This window comes from Nonomuraea sp. NPDC049158, assembly GCF_040648335.1.
Classification (GTDB): domain Bacteria; phylum Actinomycetota; class Actinomycetes; order Streptosporangiales; family Streptosporangiaceae; genus Nonomuraea.
In genome coordinates this window covers 45,173-66,833 of the sequence record NZ_JBEZDM010000040.1, presented here as the reverse complement: position 1 = coordinate 66,833, position 21,661 = coordinate 45,173, and the positions used below count along the sequence as shown (strand labels likewise).

Annotated in this window: 24 protein-coding genes; 8 read left to right on the top strand and 16 right to left on the bottom strand. The window is 69.8% G+C overall.

Translation table 11 applies throughout. The features are described 5' to 3' along the window. Nucleotides 1-38: 38 nt before the first annotated feature. Both AB0B61_RS48220 and AB0B61_RS48215 read right to left on the bottom strand, forming a co-directional pair. Entirely contained in the window at nucleotides 39-1,169 is a 1,131-nt protein-coding gene (locus tag AB0B61_RS48220) for a CU044_5270 family protein (RefSeq protein ID WP_358447614.1), read from the bottom strand. Then, nucleotides 1,166-1,687 (bottom strand): sigma-70 family RNA polymerase sigma factor, encoded by a 522-nt coding sequence (locus AB0B61_RS48215; RefSeq protein ID WP_358447612.1) that lies wholly within the window; start codon nucleotides 1,685-1,687, stop codon nucleotides 1,166-1,168. Before AB0B61_RS48215 ends, AB0B61_RS48220 begins: the two co-directional genes overlap by 4 nt. Before the next feature lie 162 nt (nucleotides 1,688-1,849). On the opposite strand from AB0B61_RS48215, the gene AB0B61_RS48210 reads away from it, so the two are divergent. After that, the gene (locus AB0B61_RS48210) at nucleotides 1,850-2,485 is read left to right on the top strand and encodes a hypothetical protein (RefSeq protein ID WP_358447610.1); all 636 of its coding nucleotides are present in this window, start codon (nucleotides 1,850-1,852) and stop codon (nucleotides 2,483-2,485) included. 81 nt (nucleotides 2,486-2,566) lie between these two features. Continuing rightward, nucleotides 2,567-3,307, top strand: coding sequence for an endonuclease/exonuclease/phosphatase family protein (locus AB0B61_RS48205; protein ID WP_358447609.1), 741 nt, complete (start codon nucleotides 2,567-2,569; stop codon nucleotides 3,305-3,307). A gap of 18 nt (nucleotides 3,308-3,325) precedes the next feature. On the opposite strand, the gene AB0B61_RS48200 is transcribed toward AB0B61_RS48205, so the two are convergent. The 4 genes from AB0B61_RS48200 to lpdA are packed head-to-tail and all read right to left on the bottom strand — an operon-like array spanning nucleotide 3,326 to nucleotide 6,832. Next, on the bottom strand, nucleotides 3,326-4,384 hold the full coding sequence (locus AB0B61_RS48200) for a hypothetical protein (protein WP_358447607.1): 1,059 nt from the start codon (nucleotides 4,382-4,384) through the stop codon (nucleotides 3,326-3,328). Between the two features lie 13 nt (nucleotides 4,385-4,397). Further along, nucleotides 4,398-4,721: a hypothetical protein gene (locus AB0B61_RS48195; protein ID WP_358447605.1), complete on the bottom strand. Its 324-nt coding sequence runs from the start codon at nucleotides 4,719-4,721 to the stop codon at nucleotides 4,398-4,400. 36 nt (nucleotides 4,722-4,757) lie between these two features. Beyond that, nucleotides 4,758-5,402, bottom strand: a complete 645-nt coding sequence (locus AB0B61_RS48190) for a response regulator transcription factor (RefSeq protein ID WP_358447603.1) — start codon at nucleotides 5,400-5,402, stop codon at nucleotides 4,758-4,760. Nucleotides 5,403-5,452: 50 nt separating this feature from the next. Further along, complete coding sequence (lpdA, locus tag AB0B61_RS48185) at nucleotides 5,453-6,832, bottom strand: dihydrolipoyl dehydrogenase (RefSeq protein WP_358447601.1); 1,380 nt, start codon at nucleotides 6,830-6,832, stop codon at nucleotides 5,453-5,455. A gap of 120 nt (nucleotides 6,833-6,952) precedes the next feature. Here lpdA and AB0B61_RS48180 point away from each other — a divergent pair, with 120 nt between their 5' ends. Both AB0B61_RS48180 and AB0B61_RS48175 read left to right on the top strand, forming a co-directional pair. Then, entirely contained in the window at nucleotides 6,953-8,005 is a 1,053-nt protein-coding gene (locus tag AB0B61_RS48180; protein WP_358447599.1) for a quinone-dependent dihydroorotate dehydrogenase, read from the top strand. 157 nt (nucleotides 8,006-8,162) lie between these two features. Beyond that, the gene (locus AB0B61_RS48175; protein ID WP_358447597.1) at nucleotides 8,163-8,942 is read left to right on the top strand and encodes an aminoglycoside adenylyltransferase domain-containing protein; all 780 of its coding nucleotides are present in this window, start codon (nucleotides 8,163-8,165) and stop codon (nucleotides 8,940-8,942) included. Between the two features lie 10 nt (nucleotides 8,943-8,952). On the opposite strand, the gene AB0B61_RS48170 is transcribed toward AB0B61_RS48175, so the two are convergent. The 4 genes from AB0B61_RS48170 to AB0B61_RS48155 all read right to left on the bottom strand — a co-directional run bounded on the left by AB0B61_RS48170 (nucleotide 8,953) and on the right by AB0B61_RS48155 (nucleotide 12,816). Further along, the gene (locus AB0B61_RS48170; RefSeq protein WP_358447595.1) at nucleotides 8,953-10,557 is read right to left on the bottom strand and encodes a beta-N-acetylhexosaminidase; all 1,605 of its coding nucleotides are present in this window, start codon (nucleotides 10,555-10,557) and stop codon (nucleotides 8,953-8,955) included. After that, nucleotides 10,554-11,417 carry an N-acetylmuramoyl-L-alanine amidase gene (locus tag AB0B61_RS48165; protein ID WP_358447594.1) on the bottom strand — a complete coding sequence of 288 codons (864 nt, stop codon included), beginning with the start codon at nucleotides 11,415-11,417 and terminating at the stop codon, nucleotides 10,554-10,556. Before AB0B61_RS48165 ends, AB0B61_RS48170 begins: the two co-directional genes overlap by 4 nt. Before the next feature lie 76 nt (nucleotides 11,418-11,493). Further along, on the bottom strand, nucleotides 11,494-11,748 hold the full coding sequence (locus tag AB0B61_RS48160; RefSeq protein ID WP_358447592.1) for a hypothetical protein: 255 nt from the start codon (nucleotides 11,746-11,748) through the stop codon (nucleotides 11,494-11,496). 96 nt (nucleotides 11,749-11,844) lie between these two features. Continuing rightward, nucleotides 11,845-12,816, bottom strand: a complete 972-nt coding sequence (locus AB0B61_RS48155) for a LacI family DNA-binding transcriptional regulator (protein ID WP_225301705.1) — start codon at nucleotides 12,814-12,816, stop codon at nucleotides 11,845-11,847. Nucleotides 12,817-13,094: 278 nt separating this feature from the next. Here AB0B61_RS48155 and AB0B61_RS48150 point away from each other — a divergent pair, with 278 nt between their 5' ends. Beyond that, on the top strand, nucleotides 13,095-13,706 hold the full coding sequence (locus tag AB0B61_RS48150) for a TetR/AcrR family transcriptional regulator (protein ID WP_358447591.1): 612 nt from the start codon (nucleotides 13,095-13,097) through the stop codon (nucleotides 13,704-13,706). Between the two features lie 135 nt (nucleotides 13,707-13,841). Here the strand turns inward: AB0B61_RS48150 and bldC are convergent, their stop codons facing one another. Both bldC and AB0B61_RS48140 read right to left on the bottom strand, forming a co-directional pair. Further along, on the bottom strand, nucleotides 13,842-14,045 hold the full coding sequence (bldC, locus tag AB0B61_RS48145) for a developmental transcriptional regulator BldC (RefSeq protein ID WP_013133571.1): 204 nt from the start codon (nucleotides 14,043-14,045) through the stop codon (nucleotides 13,842-13,844). Between the two features lie 322 nt (nucleotides 14,046-14,367). After that, complete coding sequence (locus AB0B61_RS48140) at nucleotides 14,368-15,231, bottom strand: hypothetical protein (RefSeq protein ID WP_358447589.1); 864 nt, start codon at nucleotides 15,229-15,231, stop codon at nucleotides 14,368-14,370. 107 nt (nucleotides 15,232-15,338) lie between these two features. On the opposite strand from AB0B61_RS48140, the gene AB0B61_RS48135 reads away from it, so the two are divergent. Both AB0B61_RS48135 and AB0B61_RS48130 read left to right on the top strand, forming a co-directional pair. After that, nucleotides 15,339-16,418 carry a Glu/Leu/Phe/Val dehydrogenase dimerization domain-containing protein gene (locus tag AB0B61_RS48135; RefSeq protein ID WP_358447587.1) on the top strand — a complete coding sequence of 360 codons (1,080 nt, stop codon included), beginning with the start codon at nucleotides 15,339-15,341 and terminating at the stop codon, nucleotides 16,416-16,418. Nucleotides 16,419-16,569: 151 nt separating this feature from the next. Further along, entirely contained in the window at nucleotides 16,570-16,782 is a 213-nt protein-coding gene (locus AB0B61_RS48130; RefSeq protein WP_358447586.1) for a DUF3073 domain-containing protein, read from the top strand. A 360-nt stretch (nucleotides 16,783-17,142) separates the two neighbouring features. On the opposite strand, the gene purM is transcribed toward AB0B61_RS48130, so the two are convergent. The 4 genes from purM to AB0B61_RS48110 all read right to left on the bottom strand — a co-directional run bounded on the left by purM (nucleotide 17,143) and on the right by AB0B61_RS48110 (nucleotide 20,523). Beyond that, the gene (purM, locus tag AB0B61_RS48125; RefSeq protein ID WP_358447584.1) at nucleotides 17,143-18,168 is read right to left on the bottom strand and encodes a phosphoribosylformylglycinamidine cyclo-ligase; all 1,026 of its coding nucleotides are present in this window, start codon (nucleotides 18,166-18,168) and stop codon (nucleotides 17,143-17,145) included. Next, entirely contained in the window at nucleotides 18,165-19,601 is a 1,437-nt protein-coding gene (gene purF / locus AB0B61_RS48120; RefSeq protein WP_358447582.1) for an amidophosphoribosyltransferase, read from the bottom strand. Before purF ends, purM begins: the two co-directional genes overlap by 4 nt. A 141-nt stretch (nucleotides 19,602-19,742) precedes the next feature. Next, nucleotides 19,743-20,042 (bottom strand): SDR family NAD(P)-dependent oxidoreductase, encoded by a 300-nt coding sequence (locus AB0B61_RS48115; RefSeq protein WP_358447659.1) that lies wholly within the window; start codon nucleotides 20,040-20,042, stop codon nucleotides 19,743-19,745. 76 nt (nucleotides 20,043-20,118) lie between these two features. Beyond that, nucleotides 20,119-20,523: a MarR family transcriptional regulator gene (locus AB0B61_RS48110; RefSeq protein WP_358447580.1), complete on the bottom strand. Its 405-nt coding sequence runs from the start codon at nucleotides 20,521-20,523 to the stop codon at nucleotides 20,119-20,121. Nucleotides 20,524-20,665: 142 nt separating this feature from the next. On the opposite strand from AB0B61_RS48110, the gene AB0B61_RS48105 reads away from it, so the two are divergent. Continuing rightward, on the top strand, nucleotides 20,666-21,652 hold the full coding sequence (locus AB0B61_RS48105; protein WP_358447578.1) for a hypothetical protein: 987 nt from the start codon (nucleotides 20,666-20,668) through the stop codon (nucleotides 21,650-21,652). Nucleotides 21,653-21,661: the final 9 nt, after the last annotated feature.

Here is a 21,661-nt window from a genome sequence, read left to right as displayed (position 1 = left end):
TTCAGCGGACCGGGACGGGGGCGGTCATGGGAGCGGGGTCAGGAGGACGGCTTGCTGTCGGTCCAGCCGGCTTCCAGTACGGCCTGCGAGTTCCACACCGTGCCGGGTTCGAAGGCGCTCTGGAGACCGCCGGACTTCACCACGACATTCTCGTTCGCCAGGCCCCGCCCGGTCGCCTGGTCGAAGATCAGCCGGTTCTCCAAGACGCCGGAGCCCTTGGTGCGCTCCCTGACCGCCACGGCGGTGCCCTGGCGGCCCTCCGCGTCCGTGACGTTCTCGATGACGTCAACGGTGTCGAGGTCGGCGAGCATCCGGAAGGCGGCGCCGCGTACCTGGGGTGTGACCGGCATGTCGGTGATCAACCCTATGCTCACTCTGAAGAGCCAGGGGTCGGCCGCCATCGGGTCGCTGCTGGACTCGGTGCTGTGCCCCTCGTACGAGCGCAGCAGCCACGCCTTGAGCTTGGCCGGGTCGGAGGGTAGGCCACGCAGGTCCTTCATGGTGACGTTCCGGCCGAGCCAGAACACTTTGTCCCCGTCGACCAGGGGAGTGCGGCCGGTGAACTTCTTTCGGGGAGAGGTCGTGAGGGTCATCGGGCGTGGCTTGCCCGGGACCTTGACCGGGATCTCGGCCGGGGAGCCGGCCTGCTTCCATGCCTCCTCGTCCGCGGCGGTGGCCGGTCGCGCGCCGAGCGGCTTGATGCTGCCCCACTGGTCTCCACCGGTGGCGTTGGGGGTCCAACCCTCCTCCCGCTGACGGTCCATGACCCGGTAGCCGGCGCCGTCGACCGCGAACAGGGTCCGCCGCATGGACACGGTGTGCCAGTAGGCGCCCGTCCCGGCGGGCTGGCGGGCCGCTTTCGCGGCGGCGGTCAGCAGGATGTCCCGAGCCGAGAGCCGCACCTTGGAGGCGGACGCGGGGGCCGGGTCGGGTGCTCGCGGCGTCGTACCGCCGGTGCCGGAGACCGCGACGGCCACGACGGCCACGGCGGTTACGGCGGCGGCGAGGCCGAGGCTCCACAGCGGCCGGGCGGCCCCGCGCCGGGGCAGCCGGGCCGACCGGGGCTGGGACATGGCGTACGAGAGCTCCCTGGTCCTGGTGCGCGTGTCGACCGGCGCGTCGCCGAGGTGCGCGGGCCGGGCCGCCCGTAGTTCGTCGATGGGGTTCATGACCACTCCTCACTGAGGTTCTTCACCCGGGGCCGGGACCGTCCCGTCGGTTCCATCGCCTGCTTGAGCCGCTTGCGGGCCCGATGCAGCCGTACGCGGAAAGCGGCCGCCGAGCAGCCGACGACAAGGGCCGCGTCCTTGGGGGACAGGCCCTGCCAGGCGATGAGGATGAGGATCTCCCGGTCGTCCTCCGGCAGCTCGGCCAGCGCGCGCAGCACGCCGAGCCGCTCGGTCACCTGGTCGGCCACGTCGCCCTCGGTCCAGGCCCGCAGCTCCGCGTTCAGCGCCTCCCGCCGGGTCTCCGCGCGGATGTTGTCGCGCAGGACGTTGCGCGCGACGCCGAGCAGCCAGGGCAGAGCCGGCTCCGGTACGTCGTCCAGCCGCCGCCAGGCGACCGCGAACGTCTCGCTCACCACCTCGTCCGCCACCTGCCGGCCCGCGCGACTGACCACGTACGCCCACACGCGTTGTCGGCATTCGTCGTATATGCCAGTGAATCGGTGCGAATCTTCCGTCACCGCCTCAGCCCCTTAAATCCCGGACATTATTCTTCGGACACCAGGAAGTGGCCTGAGACCCCTCGTTGTTACGCCAATCCCGAAATATCAGGACGATCTGCCGCCTGGTCAAGAGGCCACCTATACGCTCGATCGCGACGCAGCCGAGCGCGGAGGATAAGCGTGGACGAACGGATCGAACGAGGCAGGCTGCTGTACGAGCGGGCCGTCTTCGAGGGCGATGCCACGGCGCTGGAGACGGCCGATCGGGACCTGGACGCGGTCGAGGCGGACCTCGCCCTGGCCCGCGGCCGGCTCGTTCACGGGCGATTCCTGGACAAGGGCGAGGAGGACCCGAGGGAGCAGGTCCTGTTCGAGCACGCCGCGCGGCTCTACCGAACCCTCGGCGACGTGCGCGGCGAGGGCGAGGCGCTGTTCTGGATCGGCGTCTTCCACCAGGTCGTCCGCCGGGACAACGACGCCGCGGTCCCCATGCTCGAACGCTCCAACGAACTCGCGGCCCAGGCGGGCGACAAGCTGACCATGTCGTACGCGCTGCGGCACCTGGGCATCGCCGAGCACGTCGCCGGCCGCCTGGCCCCGGCGCGCCGGCGGCTGGAGGAGTCGGTACGCCTGCGCCGCGAGCTCGGTTTCCTGCCCGGCGTCGCCGCGAACCTGATCGGGCTGGCCTACATCACCGCCGCGGAAGGCCACCGTGACCAGGCGCTGGAGGTGCTCGACGAGGCGGCCGAGATCGCCGAGACCACCGGCGCCCATCGCGTCCTGCGCTGGGTGGAGGAAGCGCGCCAGGCCCTTTGACGATGCCGCCTACCTGCCCAAAAGCGCGGACTCTGGACGGACCCGGACTGATCAATCACAGATGGCCTAGGCTCAGCCGACATGGGCGATGAAGCGGGGATGAAGTACGACCGCGTCGGCACGATCGCCGACGGCGTGCTCAAGGCGGTCGACGACGTGGCGGAAGGAGCCAAGAAGCTGGGCGAGGCGCTGTCGCCGGTCACCTACGTCCCGGTTCCTTCCGTGCCGGGGTTCAACGCCTTCGGCAACACCTCCAAGGCCGTCAGCTGCGGCTCCGACTACGCCGACACCCTGACCGCCGCCGCCGACGCCTCCGAGTTGCTCGGCGCCCTGCTCGACAGAGACGAGAAGCGCCTGCGCCGGGTGATCCAGGTCTTCAGGACCACGGATCACGAGGAGGCCGACCGCATCTGCGCCGCCTCGGCCAAGTCGCTGGACGTCTACAGCGCCCACGTCCACAGCCACGGCCTGCACGGGAACGACGAGACCGTACGCGCCATGCAGATCGACAAGCTGCACAACTCGATCGACGGCCCCTCCGTGATCGGGGCCGACCTCAACGCCATCACCGAGGACGGCCAGACCGATTCGAAGAAGGCGGGGCCGCAGTCCATCGCCAGCTTCGCCCAGGAGGGCTACACCGTCTACTCGGGCGCGGGCACCCCCGACGGCGCCATCGCCGGTACGTCGCCGACGGGCACGCGCATCGACCACGTGATCGGCTCGCCGAGCGTCGAGTTCGGTGGCCGGCCGCAGCTGGTCGACGGGGGCAGCTCCGACCACGACGGGCAGAAGGTGGACGTGATCATCCCCGACTGGTGATCGCCGGGCCACGCGTCGCTACCGAGGCTTGAATCTGATCTCCGTCTTGGCCGCCGACCGCCCCTCGCCGTCCTCGATCTCGACGTTGCCCATGCCGGGCGCGTTCCCCGGCAGTGTGATCTTGCTGCCGGGGGCGTCGAGCTTGATGTTCTCGCCGCCGCCCACGCTCTCGATGGCGTCGCCCTGCCGGACGAGGACCGCGTTGCCGAACGGCTGGTGCCAGCTGTCGCCCAGGATCGGGATGGAGTCGCTGGCCTGGTACTTCCTGCTCGCCTCCTCGAACCGGACCTCCCACTTGACGCCGGTCTCCCGCTCGAGGCTGTGCTTGAGGTCGAAGGCGCTGTTCGCCTTGAAGCCCGCGTCGATGTCCTTCTTGAAGACCTCCTGGAGGGTCACGACGTCGGCGCCCGAGTCGGCGATCAGCTTGGCCATGCCGGGGATGTCTTCGGGGTCCGTGCCGTTCTTGTCGCGCCAGCCGTTGCCCGCGCCCTGACCCACGTTGAGGTTGAGCATGGTCAGCGTGCGCGGCTTCCACTGCTTGGCGTGCGCGTCGAACTGCCCCTTGTAGTAGGCGAGTTCCTGGCGCTTGGCGTCGAGCAGGTCGTCGAGCCGCGTGCGCATCTCGGTGGCGGTGCTGATCGCCGTACTGACCAGGGTGGCCTGGTCGGCGTTCTTCGGGCGGAAGGTCAGGCCGTTCAGGTCCTCGGTCACGGGTACGTGCTTGAGCTTGTCCCACTCGTCGTCGAGCAGGCCCTGGTAGGTCTGCAGGACGGAGGCCATGCTGTCGAGCACGCCGCCGACGTTCCCCGCCTGGGCGCCGAACAGCTCCATGTCACTGGTCAGCCTCTTGCGGTACTTGTTGAAGGCGTCGGCGGAGTCGCCGACCCACTCGTCCTTGTTGAAGACGGCCTGTGCCGCGTCATGGACCTTGCCCTCCGCCGAGGACGCCTTGGTCTCCAGCGCCCGCCAGGAGTCGGCGATCGTCTCCAAGGTGGACGGCGACGCTTCCAGCCGCCACAGGTGAGAGCTCCGCACCGGAGCCGTCGAGCTCCCCTGACCGTCGGGTTCCTGTCCCATGGGCGACCTTTCCTCAAACGAGCGGGCAGCCCACCCCTACACAAACTCGACAATTCGCGCAACTCAGGGTGCGGTCTCCAGTGACCGCCCTCGTGCGCGGTCGGCGGTCAGGTATGTCGTTCAGCACGGTGGCCGCGCCCTGCTCCACATCGACCCGTACCTGCCGGACGGGCGAGCCGGCGTCGGGCGGCCCTTCCTCCGTACCGGCGATCAGGGAGCCGCCGAACTTCGTGACGAACTGCGTGTTCATCGCCCGGGCGGTCAGCAGGTAGGTGACCCAGAGCAGCATCGACCCGGCGACGAAGAACAGCCCGCCGTACAGCAGGGCCAGCCGCATGCACAGCCCGAGCCGGTCCCACGGCCCACAGCCGCGTCACAGCCGGTAGCCCTTGCCGGGGACGTTCTGGACCGCGAGCGGCGCGCCCAGTTTCCTGCGCAGCGACGTGATCGTGACGCGCAGCACGCCGGTGCCCGTGTCGGCGTGCTCGTCCCAGACGCGCCGGCGCAGCTCGGCGGAGGTGATGAGGTCGCCGCCGGCCAGCAGCAGCTGCTCCAGGACGTCGAACTCCTTGCGGTTCAGCGCGACCGCCCGCTCGTCCCTGGTCACCGTACGGCGGCCGGGATCGAGCCGGATCCCGGCCCGTTCCAGCGGCGTGGGCGCGGCCCGGGACGACCGGCGGGCCAGCGTCCGGATCCTGGCCACCAGCTCGGCGAACGCGAACGGCTTGACCAGGTAGTCGTCGGCCCCCAAGGACAGCCCGTCGACCCGGTCGCGGACCTGCCCCGCGGCGGTCAGCATGAGGATCCGGCTGGCGCTCGCCAGCTCGCCGCAGACGTCGTCGCCGTGCACCTCGGGCAGGTCGCGGTCGAGGACGACGACGTCGTAGTCGACGTACGAGGCCAGGTTCAGCGCCTCCTGCCCGTCGTAGGCCACGTCGACGGCGATCGCGTGCAGCCGCAGGCCGCGCGCGACCGCGTCGGCCAGCTCTTCCTCGTCCTCCACGACAAGCACTCGCATGGGGTCGAGCGTGGCGGGTCGGGTGTTAGCCGCGAATAAGCGCCGTTCCGTCACATGTTGATCATGTGTCCCGAGAGGCCGTGGATCGCTTCCTTGACCGCCTCGCCGAGCGTCGGGTGGGCGTGCACGTTGCGCGCGACCTCGTGCACGGTGAGGTCCCACTGCTGGGCCAGCGTCAGCTCGGGCAGCAGCTCCGTCACCTCCGGGCCGATCAGGTGCGCGCCAAGGAGCTCGCCGTGCGTGTCATCGCTGATGATCTTGACGAAGCCGACCGCGTCGCCCAGGCCGTGCGCCTTGCCGTTCGCGGTGAACGGGAACTTGACCACCTTCACGTCATAGCCCAGGTCGCGGGCCTGCGCCTCGGTGTAGCCGAAGCTGGCCACCTGCGGCTGGCAGTAGGTGGCGCGCGGGATCATCACGTAGTCGAGCTCCATGGTCTCCGCCTCGCCGATCGTCTCGGCCGCGATGATGCCCATGGACTCGGCGGCGTGCGCCAGCATCAGCTTGGCGGTGACGTCGCCGATGGCGAAGATGTGCGGCACGTTCGTCCGGCACCGGCCGTCGATCGCGATCGCGCCCCGGTCGGTGAGGGCCACACCGGTCTTCTCCAGCCCGTAGCCGTCGACGCGCGGCGCGAAGCCGATGGCCTGCAGCACCTTGTCGGCCTCCAGCACCTGCTGCTGGCCGTCGCGGGTGACGGTGACCTTGACCGTGGCGCCGGTGTCCTCGATGCCGTCGACGCGGGTGGAGGTGAGCACCTCGATGCCGAGCCGCTTGTAACGCTTGGCCAGCTCGGCCGAGACCTCCTCGTCCTCCAGCGGGACCATCCGGTCGAGGAACTCCACGATCGTCACCTTGACGCCGTAGTTGTGCAGGACGTACGCGAACTCCACGCCGATCGCGCCGGCGCCCGCGATGATGATGCTGCCGGGGAGCTGATCGGTCATGATCTGCTCCTCGTACGTCACCACCCGCTCCGACAGCGACGTGCCCGGGATCAGCCTGGTGCTGGCCCCGGTGGCGATGATGCAGTTGGCGAAGGTGATCGTCTCGCCGTTCACCTGGATCGTGTTGGCGTCGAGGAACGTGCCGCGGCCGTCGTACTCCGTGATGGCGTTCTTCTTCATCAGGTAGTGGACGCCCTTGACCCGCCCGTCGGCCACCTTGCGGCTGCGCTGGAAGGCGGCGCCGTAGTCGAAGGTGACCTCGCCGCTGATGCCGAAGGTCTTGGCCTCGTTGTGGAAAATGTGCGCGAGCTCGGCGTTGCGCAGCAGTGCCTTGGACGGGATGCAGCCCACGTTCAGGCAGACGCCACCCCAGTACTTCTCCTCGATGACCGCTGCGCGCAGCCCGAGCTGGGCGGCGCGGACCGCGGCCGTGTACCCTCCGGGACCCGCGCCGAGAACGACGACGTCATAGTGAGTGCTCATGAGTCGGACCATACCGCCCGTCCAACTCCACCTCTGAACCTCGCCCCTGTGTCAAGGCCCGGCCGATGGCGCTCGCCCGGGGGCGGAGCCGGCTCGTCCGAATTGGTACCCTGACCCCTGATGTATCGCCTCGTGTTCACGCAGGTCTTGCGGCGTTTCGACGCCGAGGCCGTGCACCATCTGACTGTCAGGGCCCTCGCGCTGCTCTCGGCGCTACCCCTGCTCAAGCGGCTGCTCCATCGAGCGTTCGCGCCGCACGACCCGGTTCTGCGCGTCAGCGCGTTCGGCGTGCACTTCCCCGGACCGCTCGGCCTGGCCGCCGGGTTCGACAAGGACGCCGCCTGCGCCGAGGGCGTCGCCGCCCTGGGCTTCGGCCATGTCGAGGTCGGCACCATCACGGCGCACGCGCAGCCCGGCAACCCCCGGCCCCGGCTGTTCAGGCTGGTGCCGGGACGGGCCGTCATCAACCGGATGGGGTTCAACAACGCCGGGGCGGTCGCCGCCGCGCGCCGCCTGCGCCGCACCCGTGGGGTCCCGGTCGTGGTCGGGGTCAACATCGGCAAGACCAAGGTGGTGCCCGAGTCCGAGGCTGTGGCCGACTACGTGGCCAGTGCCAAGGAGCTGGCGTCGCTGGCCGACTACCTCGTGGTCAACGTGAGCTCGCCCAACACCCCTGGGCTGCGCGACCTACAGGCCGTGTCGCTGCTGCGCCCGCTGCTCGCCTCGGTGAAGCTGGTCGCGGACGGCACGCCGCGCCGTACTCCGTTGCTGGTGAAGATCGCGCCCGACCTCGCGGACGAGGACGTCGACGCCGTCGCCGACCTGGCGCTGGAGCTGGGACTGGACGGGATCATCGCGACCAACACCACGATCCGGCACGGTGGCGAGACCGGCGGGCTGTCGGGCCGCCCGCTCAAGGCCCGCTCCCTTCAGGTGCTGCGCCGGCTGCGGGCGCGCGTCGGCGACCGGCTCACGCTGGTCTCCGTGGGCGGCGTGGAGGACGTCGACGACGTGTGGGAACGCCTGCTCGCCGGGGCCACCCTGGTCCAGGGCTACACCGGGTGGATCTACGGCGGGCCGTTCTGGGCCGCGCGCATCCACCGGCAGCTGGCCCGCCGCGTCCGCCGCCACGGCCTCACCTCGATCTCCGAGGCCATCGGCCGTACGGCCTGAGGCGCGCGGCCTGAGGCGCGCGGCCTGAGGCGCGCGGCCTGAGGCGCGCGGCCTGAGGCGCGCGATGTGAAAACGTACGGTGTGAAGCGCGTGACCTGAAAAATGCGATCCCGGAAACGGGACAGCATGCCTTTCCCCGCGTTGCTAGGGTTCCCGGATGCTCGATGATCTGCCTGACATACCCTCGCGCCTGTGCCGGGACTACCTCGCACTGGCCGATCGCCACGCGCCCGGTCTGGTCGAGGGGCTGTACCTGCAGGGGTCGATCGCGCTGGGCGACTACCGGCCGCAGCTGAGCGACGTCGACTTCGTCGCCGTGACCAGCCGGTCGCCCGACCCAGCGGTCCTTCGTACGATCCACGCCGAGCTGAAGCCCACCGGTGCCAAGCCGCACTTCGACGGCCTCTACGTGACCTGGGACGACCTGCGCAAGGACCCGGCCCAGGCACCCGACGGCCCGTCGGTGCGCGAATGGCGGCTGACCGAGTCGGGACGGTTCGAGCGGCACCTGGTCACCTGGCACGTACTCGCCCAGAGCGGGGTGGCGGTCCGCGGGCCGGCGGCGGCCCAGCTCGGCATCCACACCGACTGGGACACCCTCGCCAGGACGACCAGGGAGAACCTGGCGACGTACTGGACCAGGTGGGTCCAGCGCAGTGCCCGGCGGATCTCCTGGCCGGGCGTGGCCGCGCTGAGCGACTACCAGACCGCGTGGGGCGTGCTCGGCATCGCCCGCCTGCGCCAGACGCTCGCGGTGGGCGAGGTGACGTCGAAGTCGGCCGCCGGCGAGTACGCGCTGGAGGCCTTCCACGAGCGCTGGCACCGGATCGTGCGCGAGGCGCTGCGGATCAGGCAGGGCGGCCCCGCGCTCTATCGCAATCCGTTCCGTCGCCGGGCCGACCTGCTGGCCTTCATGACCATGGTCCTGGAGATGTGAGGGCCACCGCTCACACGCTGGGCCTGGTCGACTCCGCGTCGTGGGTCATGGAGTCCAGCCGCGCCATGACGTCGGCCACGCGTACGGCGGCGGGCCGGTGGGGCCTGCGCCGCTGCCATGGCTTGGGCCCGTCCAGCGGCCGGTACTCCACCCCGATGGCGTCGAGCCGGCCGAGATGTTCGGTCAGGCGGGCCGGGAAGTCGGTCCCCGCCGAGCCGGACCACGCCACCTCCGCCAGGGCGCACGCCCGCGGCCACGCCCGGTAGTCGAGCGTACGGGCGTCAGGGATGCGCTCGCTCCAGAGCTGGGCCTGCGCCCCGACGACCCGCGACCGCTCCTCCTCGGACCAGTCGTCCGGGGCGGGGGAGAAGGCCGCGACGTCGGCGACCGTGATCGTGTCGCCGATCGCCACGGGCTCGTCGGCCGAGGCCGACTCCGCGTAGTCGAAGTACAGCGGGAACACCGGCGTCGCGATCACCTCGTGGCCCGCCGCGGCGGCCCGGCGGCCGACGCTCATCCCGCGCCACGGCATCACCAGCGTGTCGTGCCGCAACTCGCCGCTGACGAACGCCTCGTCCCACACGACCGCCCGCGCGCCGCGATCGGCGAGCACGTCGGCGAGCCGGCGCAGGAACCACGCCTGCAACTCGCCCATGGACGACAGGCCCAGGGAGTCGCGGTAGACGGTGATCTCGGCGGAGGCGGCCCAGTGGTCGAGGACCACCTCGTCGCCGCCGATGTGCACGTACGGGGTCTCGCCGATGGCGCCGATCAACTCGTCGAAGATCGTGGTCAGGAACTCCACCGTGGGCGGCATGGGGGACAGGATGGCCGGAGTGATGCCCCACCGCTCCAGCACCTGGTAGTCCTCATCGGAGGAGCCGAACTCCGGATAGGCGGCCAGGATCGCCTGGGCGTGCCCCGGCACGTCGATCTCCGGCACGACGGTGACGGCGCGGGCCCGCGCGTAGGCGGCGATCTCCGCCAGGTCGTCGAGCGAGTAGTGGCCGCCGTGCGGGATCTCGTCGTAGGTTTCCGGCTCGCGGTAGTGGTTTGTCGCGGTACGCGAGCGGTGCGACGACACCTCGTGCAGCCTCGGATAGGCCCTGCTCTCCACCCGCCAGCCCTGGTCGTCGACCAGGTGCAGGTGGAGCCGGTTGAGCTTGTGCGTCGCCATCAGGTCGACCAGCCGCAGCACCTCACGCTTGGGGAAGAAGTGCCTGGCCACGTCGAGGTGCAGCCCACGCCACGAGAAGCGGGGCGCGTCCTCGATCCGTACCCCGGGAACGATCCACGCCGCCTCGGCCGCCGACGCCGAACGGTAGGACGCGTGCGGCAGCAACTGGTGCAGCGACTGTCCCGCGTAGAAGGCGCCCGCCCGGTCACCCGCCGTGATCTCCACCCCACGCGACCCCACGACCAGCCGGTACGCCTCCGGCCCGAGCGCGGGGTCGTGCCGCAGGTCGACGGCGCCCGCGTCGCCCGGCCGCAGGTCGAGCACCGGGAGCGCCAGCCGTACGGCGTCGACCAGGTCAGCGGGCCCCGAGACGGCCGCGCCCGAGGTCAGCTCGTAGGAGGCGGAGAGATCACTCAGCAGATTGGGGCGAGGAATCATGCTTTGAGATAGTGCTGCAATCCGTCGGCGAGCGCCACCGCGATCCGCTGCCTGAACGCGGGATCCTTGAACTTGGCCGCGTCACCCGCGTTGCGCATGTTGCCGCACTCGATGAAGATCTTCGGCACGGTCGACAGGTTGAGGCCGCCGAGGTCGTTGCGGTAGTCGAGGGCCTTGCTGCCGATGTAGTTGGAGTAGGGCAGGCCGGTGCCCTTCGTGTACGCGTCGCGCACGGCGATGCCCAGCCTGCTCGAAGCCGCCACGACGGGGTCGACCGGGCCGTTGATCTTCTTCGGCATGATGATGTGGAAGCCGTGGTCGGTGGCCGGGGCGCCGTCGCCGTGCACGGAGATCGCGGCGTCCGCCTTGGCCTTGTTGCCGATGGCGGCCCGCTGGGTGATGCACGGCCCGACGCTGTTGTTGTCGGCCCTGGTCAGCTTCACCTTGGCGCCGCGGGCCGTCAAGATCTTGACCATACGGTTGGAGACGTCCCAGCTGAAGGCGGCCTCGGTGTAGTGGCTCGCCGTCTCGGTGCCCGTCGTGTCGCATGGCTTCCACTTGGTCAGCACGTTGACCTTGCGGTTGATGGCCGTGGGATTACGGTAGTTGCCGCCGTTGTGCCCAGGGTCGATGACGATGGTCTTGCCCTCCAGCGGGCCGGCCACCGCCTGGGGCTTGGCATGGGCCTGAGACTTCGCCTGAGCCGGCGCCTGACTCGGCGCCGACGCCGGGGCCGAGGCTGGGGTCGTCGCCGCTGCTCGGGCGGCCTGACCTGCCGCGGCGCCACCGCTGCCGGTGCCGCCGCACGCGGTGGCGATCAGGCCGCAGGCGGCGAGGAGTGACGCTGGAAGAGCACGCATACGCTCCAACTTACGTCAAGCGGCGTCCTCACCTGACGCTTATGTCAAGAGCGGCTCATGTGTGCAGCGCGGCTCGTCACCAGACGTGTTCGCCCACCTCCTGCCGCTCCAGCAGCGCGGCGAGCTCCCGGGCGTCCTCGGCGTCGAGGCCGAGGACGACGCGGGGACGGCCCCACGGGTGGTCGAGGGAGTGGGCGACGTAGCTGGCCACGGACTCCGCGCCGACGTCGGTACCCCTGTCCCTGTCCCGCCCCGCGCGCCACTGCGCCCAGGCACGTTCGAGCTCGGTCGCCGCGCGCTGGGCGCAGGACACCAGTTCCGGATCACGCATGGCTGTCCCCCCGGATCAGATCGTGTCGCATGACCCTGATGAGTAAACCGCCGTGCGGCGCCGCCACCGCACGGGTTGACCCAGCTTTGGTTCTCTCTAAACGGGACCCGTGCTCCGCCGGACGATGAGTTCGGGGGTCACCTGACGCAGGCGGGCTACTTTCGCGGGGTCTCCGATCCGGTCGCTGAGCAGTGCCGCCGCGGACCGGCCCATGGTACGGCGCGGCTGGTCGACGGAGGTGAGGGAGATGTGGTGCGAGGCGGCCAGGTGGGTGTTGTCGTAACCGACCACCGACAGGTCGTCCGGCACCTTCAGGCCCAGTTCCGCCGCGGCCGAGAGGACGCCGAGCGCGACCACGTCATTGGCGGCGAAGATCGCCGTGGGCCTGGGTTCGCGGCTGAGCAGGGCGAGGGCGGCCTGCCGGCCGTCCTCCTCGGTCGACTCCGCGGCCTCGACCATGATGTACGGCGCCAGCGAGTGCCTGCGCATCGCCACGAGATAGCCCTCGCAGCGTGAGGAGCGCGGACCCTCGATGTGCGCGATCCGTTTGTGGCCGTGATCGACCAGGTGGTCGATGGCCAGACGGGCGCCGAGCTGGTCGTCGTCGACCACGATGTCGACGCCCTCGAGCTCGATGTCACGTTCCCCTACGACGACCGTCGGCGTGTAGGAGGTCGCCTCGATCAGCGTCTCGCTGGTCGGCGCGATGCCGAGTAACACCAGCCCGTCGACCCTGAGCTCCAGGAAGGCCTCCACGGCCTCGTCCTCGAAGGCGGGGTCCCATTGGCTGTTGCCGATCAGCATGCGCAGTCCGTCGCCGTGCAGGCTCTCCTGCAGTCCGTCGAGGAACTCGGCGTAGAACGGGTTGTGCAGGTCGGCGACGAGCGCGCCGACGAGGTGAGTACGGCCTTCCACGAGGCTCCGCGCGACCGCGTTGGGCCGGTAGCCGAGCTCGCGCGCCGCCTGCAGCACGGCTTGCCGCCGGTGCTCGCTCACGTGCGGGGATCCGCGTAGTACGAGTGAGACCAGCGATTTCGAGACGCCGGCTCGCTCGGCGACGTTGCGGATGGTCGGTCGTGGCCGAGGTACCGCGTCTACCTCCCGGAGCTCGGTAATAGTTGAAGTGTTGACGGGTGGTCCTGACATGTGTCTCCCCCGCGATGCGAAGTTGGGCACCTGTCTGACCAAACGATCGAGTTCGCCGCAGGGTACGGCCTCATGTTAGGGAAGGCTGATATTGACCCCTTGGCTACATGTCCGCTATTAGGCACGGCGTCGGATACTGTGCTGTTGTGACACCCGGGAAGTCAGCCGAAGCGGCCCGACCGGCTCGGCGCAGGCTCAGCGTGGATCGCCGTCGCGAGGAGCTCATGACCGCGGCCCTCGAACTCTTCAGCACACGCGACGCGGAAGACGTCTCGATCGACGACGTGGCCTCGGCCGCCGGCGCTTCGCGGGCACTGGTCTACCACTACTTCGGCGGCAAGCAGGAGCTGTACGTCGCGGCGCTGAAGAGCGCGGCCGACCAGCTGGAGTCGCGGCTGCGCCCGCAGGGCGGCGGCAGACCCCTCGACGAGCTGGCCTCGGGGCTCGGGCGCTACTTCGACTTCGTCGAGGAGCACGCGGCCGGCTTCGCGGCGCTGCTGCGCGGCGGCCCCGCCAACCGGGCGGGGGAGATCGGGGAGATCGTCGACGGTGTGCGGCAACGGCTCTTCCGGCTCATCCAGCGGCAGATGCGGGTGGAGCAGCCGAGCCCGGTGCTGCGTACGACGCTGAGATCGTGGATCGCGTCAGTGGAGACCGCCGGCCTCGACTGGCTGGAACACCGCGACATCGAGCGCCCGACGCTGGAGAAGATGCTCGTGGACCACATGGTCGCACTACTCGGAGTAGCCGCCGGCTATGACCCGGAGGTCAGCCGGCTGCTGGATCTGCTGACCAAGGAACAAGTGGCTTAGGTCCCCTTCGGGAAGGATGGCGCCGGGCGGGCGGCGCCAGCTCCCCATTACGACATGACGTCGTCACCTGGGTGGACCGGGCTGTCCAGCACGGCCCACCATTCAACCCCCCTGAGGTTCGTGACGACCCCGGCACTACTCCGAGCGCTGCTGCGGAATCCCCGCCAGCAGTGCGCGGACCTCGGTCTCCCGGTAACGCCGGTGACCGCCGAGGGTACGAATCGACGTCAACTTGCCTGCCTTCGCCCACCGGGTAACGGTCTTGGGGTCGACCCTGAACATGGTCGCGACCTCAGCGGGCGTGAGCAGCGGCTCGGCCTCGGGTGTACGAGCTGACATTTGTGCGGCCTCTCCTCCGTGTGGACCGGCTCAGCGATCCTGTGACTCCCTTTGCGCGTGTCACGGATGTCCCCCTATAGCCCAGAGCGTGCGGCTTTTCTGAGCCATATGCGGCATCACCCGAAGTGACCATACCGCCACGCAGAGCGATTTGCGAGCCCTTCTTTGACCCAACTGCCCGCTCACATGGCGATGTCACGCTCGGTGATTCTAGCGACACGTTTCGTGGTATCGCAGTGAAAACGGCAAACTACTCAGTTCGCAGAAGAGAGCAGCCGCGAGTCATGACCTACTTATGCAGGTCAGACGGTTGTATTGGGGTTCAGTTGGCAGATTCCAGAAGTTGCATTGACTTCCAGCGCAGGATCACCCTCTGATACATGGCGTAGGCAAGCTCTTCTTGACCCGTGTCCAGGCCCGTGAGGGCCGCTGAGAGCTCCGCGACGGACTGATCCGCTTGCAGAGCGTCATCGTTCATGAGGCGTACGAGACCGCCGTAGTCGAGCTCGACCAGCGAGTGCGGATGGAACTCCTCCAGCCACCTGGCCACGTCCTCCACGTCCAGGTTGGCCGCCACGTCGCCCAGGTGCCTGCGCAGCACCTGCAGCGCCCGCGCGGAGCGCCTCCTGGCCTGGGCCATGGAGGTGACGTAGATGAGGTTGCGTCCCGTAGTGGTGGTCACGTCCTGTCCCGGCGTCGAGGAGCCGAGCACCAGCCAGCGCTCGTTGCCGTCGAAGGGCACGAACCACGCGGGTGGCACGTGCCACGCCGTCGTGCGGATGTGGGTGCGCAGCGCGGCGGAGTCGCCCGCGCGCTTGTAGCGGTCGAAGTCGTCGGCGGTCTGCTCGGCGATCGCCTTGGGCACGAAGCGGTCCATGAGCTTCGCGGGAGTACTGCCGCGCAGCCTTGAGAAGGCCAGCCACGAGCGCAACCGGGTCTGCCACGGACACACATAGAGACGGTCCTCAACGCGCCGCAGATACGCGTTGGGGCTCTCCTGCGCGGGTGCCGGGTGGGGCGGCATGCCGAGCAGGCGCCTGACGGCCTCGGCGTGCTCGGCGTTGAGCGCGGTGGCCCGGCGGGGACGATCACGCGATTCGGCGTACTCGGCCCAGACCTTGCGCTCGGACTCGGCGAACGCGGTCAGCGGCTCGTAGACCCGGAGGTAAGCGGCATAGGGCAGCACGGAGGCATCGTGTCATGAAGACAACCTGCTCGCATCGTCGCGCTACTACGCTGATAGACGAGATCCGTCGCAACGGGGCGGCGGACACGGGACAGGGAGTCACTACCGTGACCGATGTCTTCGGCTCGTCCCACAAGGACGTCCATGAGCAGGTCGTGTTCTGCGCAGACGAGCAGAGCGGCCTGCGGGCCATCATCGCCATCCACAACACCGCGCTCGGGCCGGCCCTGGGAGGCACCAGGTTCTATCCGTACGCGGGCGAGCAGGCGGCGCTGGCCGACGTGCTCAACCTGGCCAAGGGCATGGCCTACAAGAACGCGCTGGCCGGTCTCGACCATGGCGGCGGCAAGGCCGTCATCATCGGCGACCCGCGCCGGGACAAGAGCGAGGCGCTGCTGCGCGCCTACGGCCGCTTCGTCGAGTCACTCGGCGGGCGCTACATCACCGCCTGTGACGTGGGCACCTACAGCGAGGACATGGACGTCATCGCCCGGGAGTCACGCTCCGTGATCGGCCGCACGCCGGCGCACGGCGGCGCGGGCGACTCCTCGATCCTCACCGCCTTCGGCGTCTACCAGGGCATGCGCGCCTCGGCCGAGCGCGTCTACGGCTCGCCGTCCCTGCGCGGCAGGCGGGTCGGCGTCGAGGGCGTCGGCAAGGTCGGCCACCGGCTGGTCGACCTGCTGCGCGAGGACGGGGCCGACGTGGTCCTGTGTGACGTCGATCCCAAGGCGGTCGAGCGCGTACGACAGCGTCACCCCGAGGTCGACGTCGTCGGCGACGCGGTGGCGCTCACCGGGGCGGACATCGACGTGTTCGCGCCCTGCGCGCTGGGCGGGGCGCTCGACGACCACTCGGCGGCCAGGCTCCGCGCCAAGATCGTCTGTGGCGCGGCCAACAACCAGCTCGCCCACCCGGGCGTGGAGAAGCAGCTCGCCGAGCGCGGCATCCTCTACGCGCCCGACTACGTGGTCAACTCGGGCGGCGTGATCCAGGTCGCCGACGAGCTCGAGGGCTTCAACATGGAGCGTGCCAGAGCCAAGGCGACCCAGATCTACGACACGACTCTGAAGATCTTCGGCATCGCGGCCGACGAGGGCGTCCCTCCGGCGGTCGCAGCAGATAGGCTGGCCGAGCGCAGAATGTCGGAAGTCGGGCGTATTAGGGGCATTTGGCTGGGCCACTGACGCCCCGCGCCCATACGACGTACCGAGCTGGGCACAAAACAGGTACGGTAATAGGCGAACGATAGGCTGACGCCCAAAGTCAGGCGGCGTCAGTGTGTGGTGCGTTAGCGACGAGGGGTCGGGGACGACCCCACACGAGGGGGTCGAGCCAATGGGGCGCGGCCGAGCAAAGGCCAAGCAGGTCAAGGTTGCTCGCCAGCTGAAGTACAACAGCGGTGGCACGGATCTTGATCGTCTTCGCGATGAACTCGGGGTCGGAGACTCCAGCGACAATGACGACGCCGCCGACGACCTCAGCGATGAGCTGGCGGATCGCTATGCAGATTACGCCGACGACTACGGCAACAAGGACGACGACCGGTAACTGTTGTTCCGGTTGAGTACGTCGCCCCACGGCACCCACCCGTGGGGCTTTTTCACCTCTCAGACGGCTGGCCGCCACCCCTTTCGATCCTTTGGGGTTACGGCAAGCCCGGCCGGCCCCACCCGCCGTACAGGGCTGAGGGCCTCCAGGAATACGGCCGCTGATCCCGCACAGGGCCGGGCGCCGTTACAAGACGGTGTAACCGTCTGGGTGCCAACGGGTGGCAGGTGTCGTCGCCAACCCCTGCCCCGGTGCGTCTACGTGACCTCTGCCACACCGTGCCGCTACGCGACCTTCCACCCGGTGCGTCTGCGGCGATCCCGCTTCCCCGCGTGTCCACGTTTTGGGTGTTGTCCCGTGTCAGCGGTAGGTGGCTTGGCCGGTGCCTTCTGTGATTTCGCCCATGATCCAGGCGGGTTGGTCGCGTTCGGCCAGTAGGCGCATCGACTCGTCCGCTGCCTCCTGGGAGACGATGGCGGCCATGCCGACGCCCAGGTTGAAGGTCTTGTCCATGTCCTTCTGTTCGATGCCGCCGTAGCCCGCCAGGACCGAGAAGATCGGGGGCGGGGTCCACGAGGAGCGGTCGAGGACGGCGTCGAGGTGGTCGGGGAGTGAGCGGGACAGGTTGCTCTCGATGCCGCCGCCGGTGATGTGGGCGTAGGCGTGGACGTCAACCCTCCGGGCCAGTTCCAGGCAGTCGAGCGAGTAGATCCTGGTGGGTTCCAGCAGCTCGGCGCCCAGCGGCCTGGCCAGCTCGGGCAGGTCGGCGTCGAGCGACAGCGACGCCTCGCGCAGCACGTGGCGTACCAGCGAATAGCCGTTGGAGTGCACTCCCGACGACGCCAGGCCGAGGACCACGTCGCCGGCCCGTACGCGGTCGGCGCCGAGCATCGCCGACGCCTCCACGACGCCGGTGCCCGCGCCCGCCAGGTCGTATTCGTCGGGGCCCATGGCGCCCGGGTGCTCGGCGGTCTCGCCGCCGAGCAGGGCCGCCCCGGCCAGCCGGCAGCCCTCGGCGACCCCGCCCACGATCTCGGCGATGCGCTCGGGCACCACCTTGCCGCAGGCGATGTAGTCGGTCATGAACAGCGGCTCCGCGCCGCACACCACCAGGTCGTCGAGGACCATGGCGACGAGGTCGACGCCGATCGTGTCGTGCTTGCCGTACTGCTGGGCGAGCATGACCTTGGTGCCCACGCCGTCGGTCGAGGTGGCCAGCAGCGGACGCTGGTAGCGCAGCAGGGCCGAGGCGTCGAACAGGCCGGCGAACCCGCTGGCGTCGTCGACCACCTCGGGTCTGCGTGAGCGGGCCACCTTGGCCTTCATCAGGGAGACGGCGCGCTCGCCCGCCTCGATGTCGACCCCGGCGGCCTCGTACGTCGTCACGCCTTGCTCTCCAACACGAACTTGCCCACGTTGTCCTGGTCGATGGGGATGGGATAGGAGCCGTCGAAGCAGGCCCGGCACAGCCGCTCGGCGGGGATCGTGGTGGCCTTGGTCAGGCCCTCCAGCGAGATGTAGCCCAGCGAGTCGGCGCCGAGCGAGGCCCGGATCTCCTCGACGCTGAGCGAGCCGGCGATGAGCTCGGCCCTGGTGGCGAAGTCGATGCCGTAGAAGCACGGCCAGGCCACGGGCGGCGAGGAGATGCGTACGTGCACCTCTTTGGCGCCGGCCTCGCGCAGCATCCTGACGATCGCGCGCTGGGTGTTGCCGCGCACGATCGAGTCGTCGACGACGACCAGACGCTTGCCCTCGACGACCTCGCGCAGCGGGTTGAGCTTGAGCCTGATGCCCAGCTGCCGGATGGTCTGCGAGGGCTCGATGAAGGTGCGGCCGACGTAGGAGTTCTTCACCAGGCCCTGGCCGTAGGGGATGCCGCTCTGCTCCGCGTAGCCGACGGCGGCGGGCGTGCCCGACTCTGGCGTGGGGATGACCAGGTCGGCCTCGACAGGGTGCTCGCGGGCCAGCGCGCGGCCGACCTCGACCCGGGTGACCTGGATGCCGCGCCCGGCGATGGTGGTGTCGGGGCGGGCCAGATAGACGTACTCGAACAGGCAGCCCTTCGGCTCGGCCAGCGCGAACCGGCGCGACCTGACGCCGCGCTCGTCGATGGTGAGCATCTCGCCCGGCTCGATCTCGCGGGTGAACGTGGCGCCCACGATGTCGAGCGCGGCCGTCTCGGAGGCCACCACCCAGCCCCGCTCCAGGCGGCCCAGGACCAGCGGGCGGATGCCCTGCGGGTCGCGGGCCGCGTAGAGCGTCTTCTCGTCCATGAACACCAGTGAGTAGGCGCCCTTGACCTGCGGCAGCAGCTCGGCCGCCGCGTCCTCGATGGACCGGTCGCGGTCCTGGGCGAGCAGCGTGGTGAGCACCTCGGTGTCGGTGGTCGCCCTGGTCGCCCCGGGGGCCAGCCGCTGGGCCAGCTCCGGGGTGTTGATCAGGTTGCCGTTGTGGGCGAGCGCGAGACCGCCCTCGTCGGTGGAGCTCAGCGTGGGCTGGGCGTTCTCCCACACACTGGAGCCGGTCGTGGAGTAGCGGCAGTGGCCGATGGCCAGATGACCCCTGAGGGTGCCGAGCACCGACTCGTCGAAGACCTGGGAGACCAGGCCCATGTCCTTGTAGACGAGGATGCGGCTGCCCTCGCTGACCGCGATGCCCGCGGACTCCTGTCCGCGGTGTTGCAACGCGTACAGTCCGTAGTAGGTGAGTTTGGAGACTTCCTCGCCTGGCGCCCAGACACCGAAGACGCCGCAGGCGTCTTTAGGAGCATGGTCTTGGGGGTCCAGGTCATGGCCGAGCCGGCCGTCGCCTTTCAGCACGTGCTTCAGTCTAGGTCGGCCGCTCCCCTGCTCGCACCCGGGGGCCAGATCAGAGGGCGTGCGCCGACCGTCCGGCGTTGGATCCGTCGCGGATGATCTCGCCGGTGAGGTTGCGGTTCGCCGCGGAGCCGAGGAAGACGATCAGCGCCGCATGCCGGGCAGCACGGCTCCCGCGAGGATCGCGTTGCCGACCACGTTGGCGTGCAGGGCGGCCGTCCACTCCGCCGCGGGCACGTCCTCGAAGGGGACGCTGTTGGGCATGATCGTGCCCCAGCGCACGGCGTTGGCGACCAGCGCGTCCACGGGCCCCGCCTCCCACACGGCGGCGGTGATGCTCGCGTGGTCCTCCAGATCGAGGTGGACGGCCGTGGCCTCGCCACCGGCCTGCTCCACGCGCTTGACCACCTCGGCCGCCCGTTCCTGGCCCGAGTGGTAGGTGATGGTGCCGACTAATTAGCCAGCTAACTCCATGGCGACGCCTGTCCGCAAGGCGGTTTCGCTGGGAGTGAAAGGGTCTTTAGGGCATGGCACGCAGCAGGCGGCCGAACATGTCCCGCTCATCCGGGTCGAACGCGCTCAGCAGTTCCTCGTCCATCCTGGCCCAGATCTGCTCCACGGGCTCGCGGACGGCCTTGCCCGCGTCGGTCAGCCAGACCCGGCTCACCCGCGGCCGGTCGGGGTCGGGCGTGCGGTGCAGGAAGCCGGCCCGCTCCAGGCGCTGGACGGTCTTGGTGACGGTCGGCGGCTCGACGCCCAGCCGCCGGATGAGCTCGCTCTGGGTGAGGCCGTCCTCCCGCCACAGCTGGTTGAGCAGCAGCTCCTGGCCGCTGTGCAGGCCGAGCGGGACCAGGGCGGCGGCCATCTGGTTGCGTTTCGTCTTCATGACCATGATCAACGCGTAGGTCAGGGTCTCTTCCAGCATGTCCTCATCTTGCCCGTCGCCTGCCATTTTGGCGCATGGTGACCCAAGGATGAGCGGGCTCTTACCGTGTCGCGCGGTTTCGGGGATGTCAGCCGCGAAAAGGTGAAGTATCCGGCATACAGACCCGTCGGGAGACGCAGACGTGACCACACCTGGGGATCCGAACCAGCCTCGCCCGAACGACGGCGACCCTTCGAAGGAGGAGCCTCCGGAGGAGCAGCCGCGGCCCCGCCGCGAGCCGGGCAAGCCGTTCCACCCCGACCTGCCCACCTCGCCCGAGACCCCTGGTCCGGCCGAGGGTCAGGAAGGTGGCGACGCGGAGGAGACCCAGGTGTTTCCGACGCCGGGCGCGCGGCCGACCTACCCGGGCTGGGACGACGAAGGCGGGGAGCCGCAGCCCGGCGCGCCGGGACCCACGCCGCCGTCGCGCTATGAACCGCCGACCTCGCCCGAGGGCGAGTCGCCGCGTCACGAGCCGCCACCGTCGCCGCCGGGCGTGCCGCCGCGCCACGAGCCCCCGTCCGCCCCTCCGACCTCGCCGCAGGGTGAGCCGCCGCCGTCACCGCCGGAGGACCGGCCGTCGTTCGTGCCGCAGACTCCGTCGTACGGGGAGACCGGGCCGCAGACCCCGTCCTATGGGGAAGGCCGGCCGCCGGAGCCGCCCCCTCGAACCGAGCCCATCCCGGCCGTGCCCGGCACCTCGCCCTCCAGCCCGTACGGTGGCCCGCCCGGTGGCGGAGGCCCTGGCTACGGCCCGCCACCAGGGGGCGCCTACCCGCCAGGGGGTCCGTACCAGCCCTACCAGACCGCCCCGCCCGCCCCGCCGGGCAGCGGCCTGGCCACGGCCTCGCTGGTGCTGGGCGTCGCCAGCCCGTTCCTCGTCTTCGTCTGCTTCACCGGCCTGCTCACCGCGATCCTGTCGATCGTCTTCGGCTGCGTCGCGCTCAGCAAGGGCGTGGGCAAGGGCCGCGCCATCGCGGGCATCGCGGTCAGTGTCCTGGCCCTGATCCTCTTCACCGTCGTGGCCATCTGGTTCTGGAGCGTGGTCCAGGAGTGTGGCCACCTTCCCGGCCAGCTCGCCGACCAGTGCTTCGAGAGCAAGTTCCCCTGGATGAGGCGTACTCGCTAGTTGGTCCCG

Coding starts and splice junctions, on each gene's coding strand:
- AB0B61_RS48130 (WP_358447586.1), top strand. CDS start 16,570: ATGGGGCGCGGCCGAGCAAAGGCCAAGCAGGTCAAGGTTGCTCGCCAG.
- AB0B61_RS48220 (WP_358447614.1), bottom strand. CDS start 1,169: ATGAACCCCATCGACGAACTACGGGCGGCCCGGCCCGCGCACCTCGGC.
- AB0B61_RS48190 (WP_358447603.1), bottom strand. CDS start 5,402: ATGCGAGTGCTTGTCGTGGAGGACGAGGAAGAGCTGGCCGACGCGGTC.
- lpdA (WP_358447601.1), bottom strand. CDS start 6,832: ATGAGCACTCACTATGACGTCGTCGTTCTCGGCGCGGGTCCCGGAGGG.
- AB0B61_RS48195 (WP_358447605.1), bottom strand. CDS start 4,721: ATGCGGCTGGCCCTGCTGTACGGCGGGCTGTTCTTCGTCGCCGGGTCG.
- AB0B61_RS48160 (WP_358447592.1), bottom strand. CDS start 11,748: ATGCGTGATCCGGAACTGGTGTCCTGCGCCCAGCGCGCGGCGACCGAG.
- AB0B61_RS48180 (WP_358447599.1), top strand. CDS start 6,953: ATGTATCGCCTCGTGTTCACGCAGGTCTTGCGGCGTTTCGACGCCGAG.
- AB0B61_RS48170 (WP_358447595.1), bottom strand. CDS start 10,557: ATGATTCCTCGCCCCAATCTGCTGAGTGATCTCTCCGCCTCCTACGAG.
- bldC (WP_013133571.1), bottom strand. CDS start 14,045: ATGTCAGCTCGTACACCCGAGGCCGAGCCGCTGCTCACGCCCGCTGAG.
- AB0B61_RS48165 (WP_358447594.1), bottom strand. CDS start 11,417: ATGCGTGCTCTTCCAGCGTCACTCCTCGCCGCCTGCGGCCTGATCGCC.
- AB0B61_RS48110 (WP_358447580.1), bottom strand. CDS start 20,523: ATGCTGGAAGAGACCCTGACCTACGCGTTGATCATGGTCATGAAGACG.
- AB0B61_RS48200 (WP_358447607.1), bottom strand. CDS start 4,384: ATGGGACAGGAACCCGACGGTCAGGGGAGCTCGACGGCTCCGGTGCGG.
- AB0B61_RS48205 (WP_358447609.1), top strand. CDS start 2,567: ATGGGCGATGAAGCGGGGATGAAGTACGACCGCGTCGGCACGATCGCC.
- AB0B61_RS48175 (WP_358447597.1), top strand. CDS start 8,163: ATGCTCGATGATCTGCCTGACATACCCTCGCGCCTGTGCCGGGACTAC.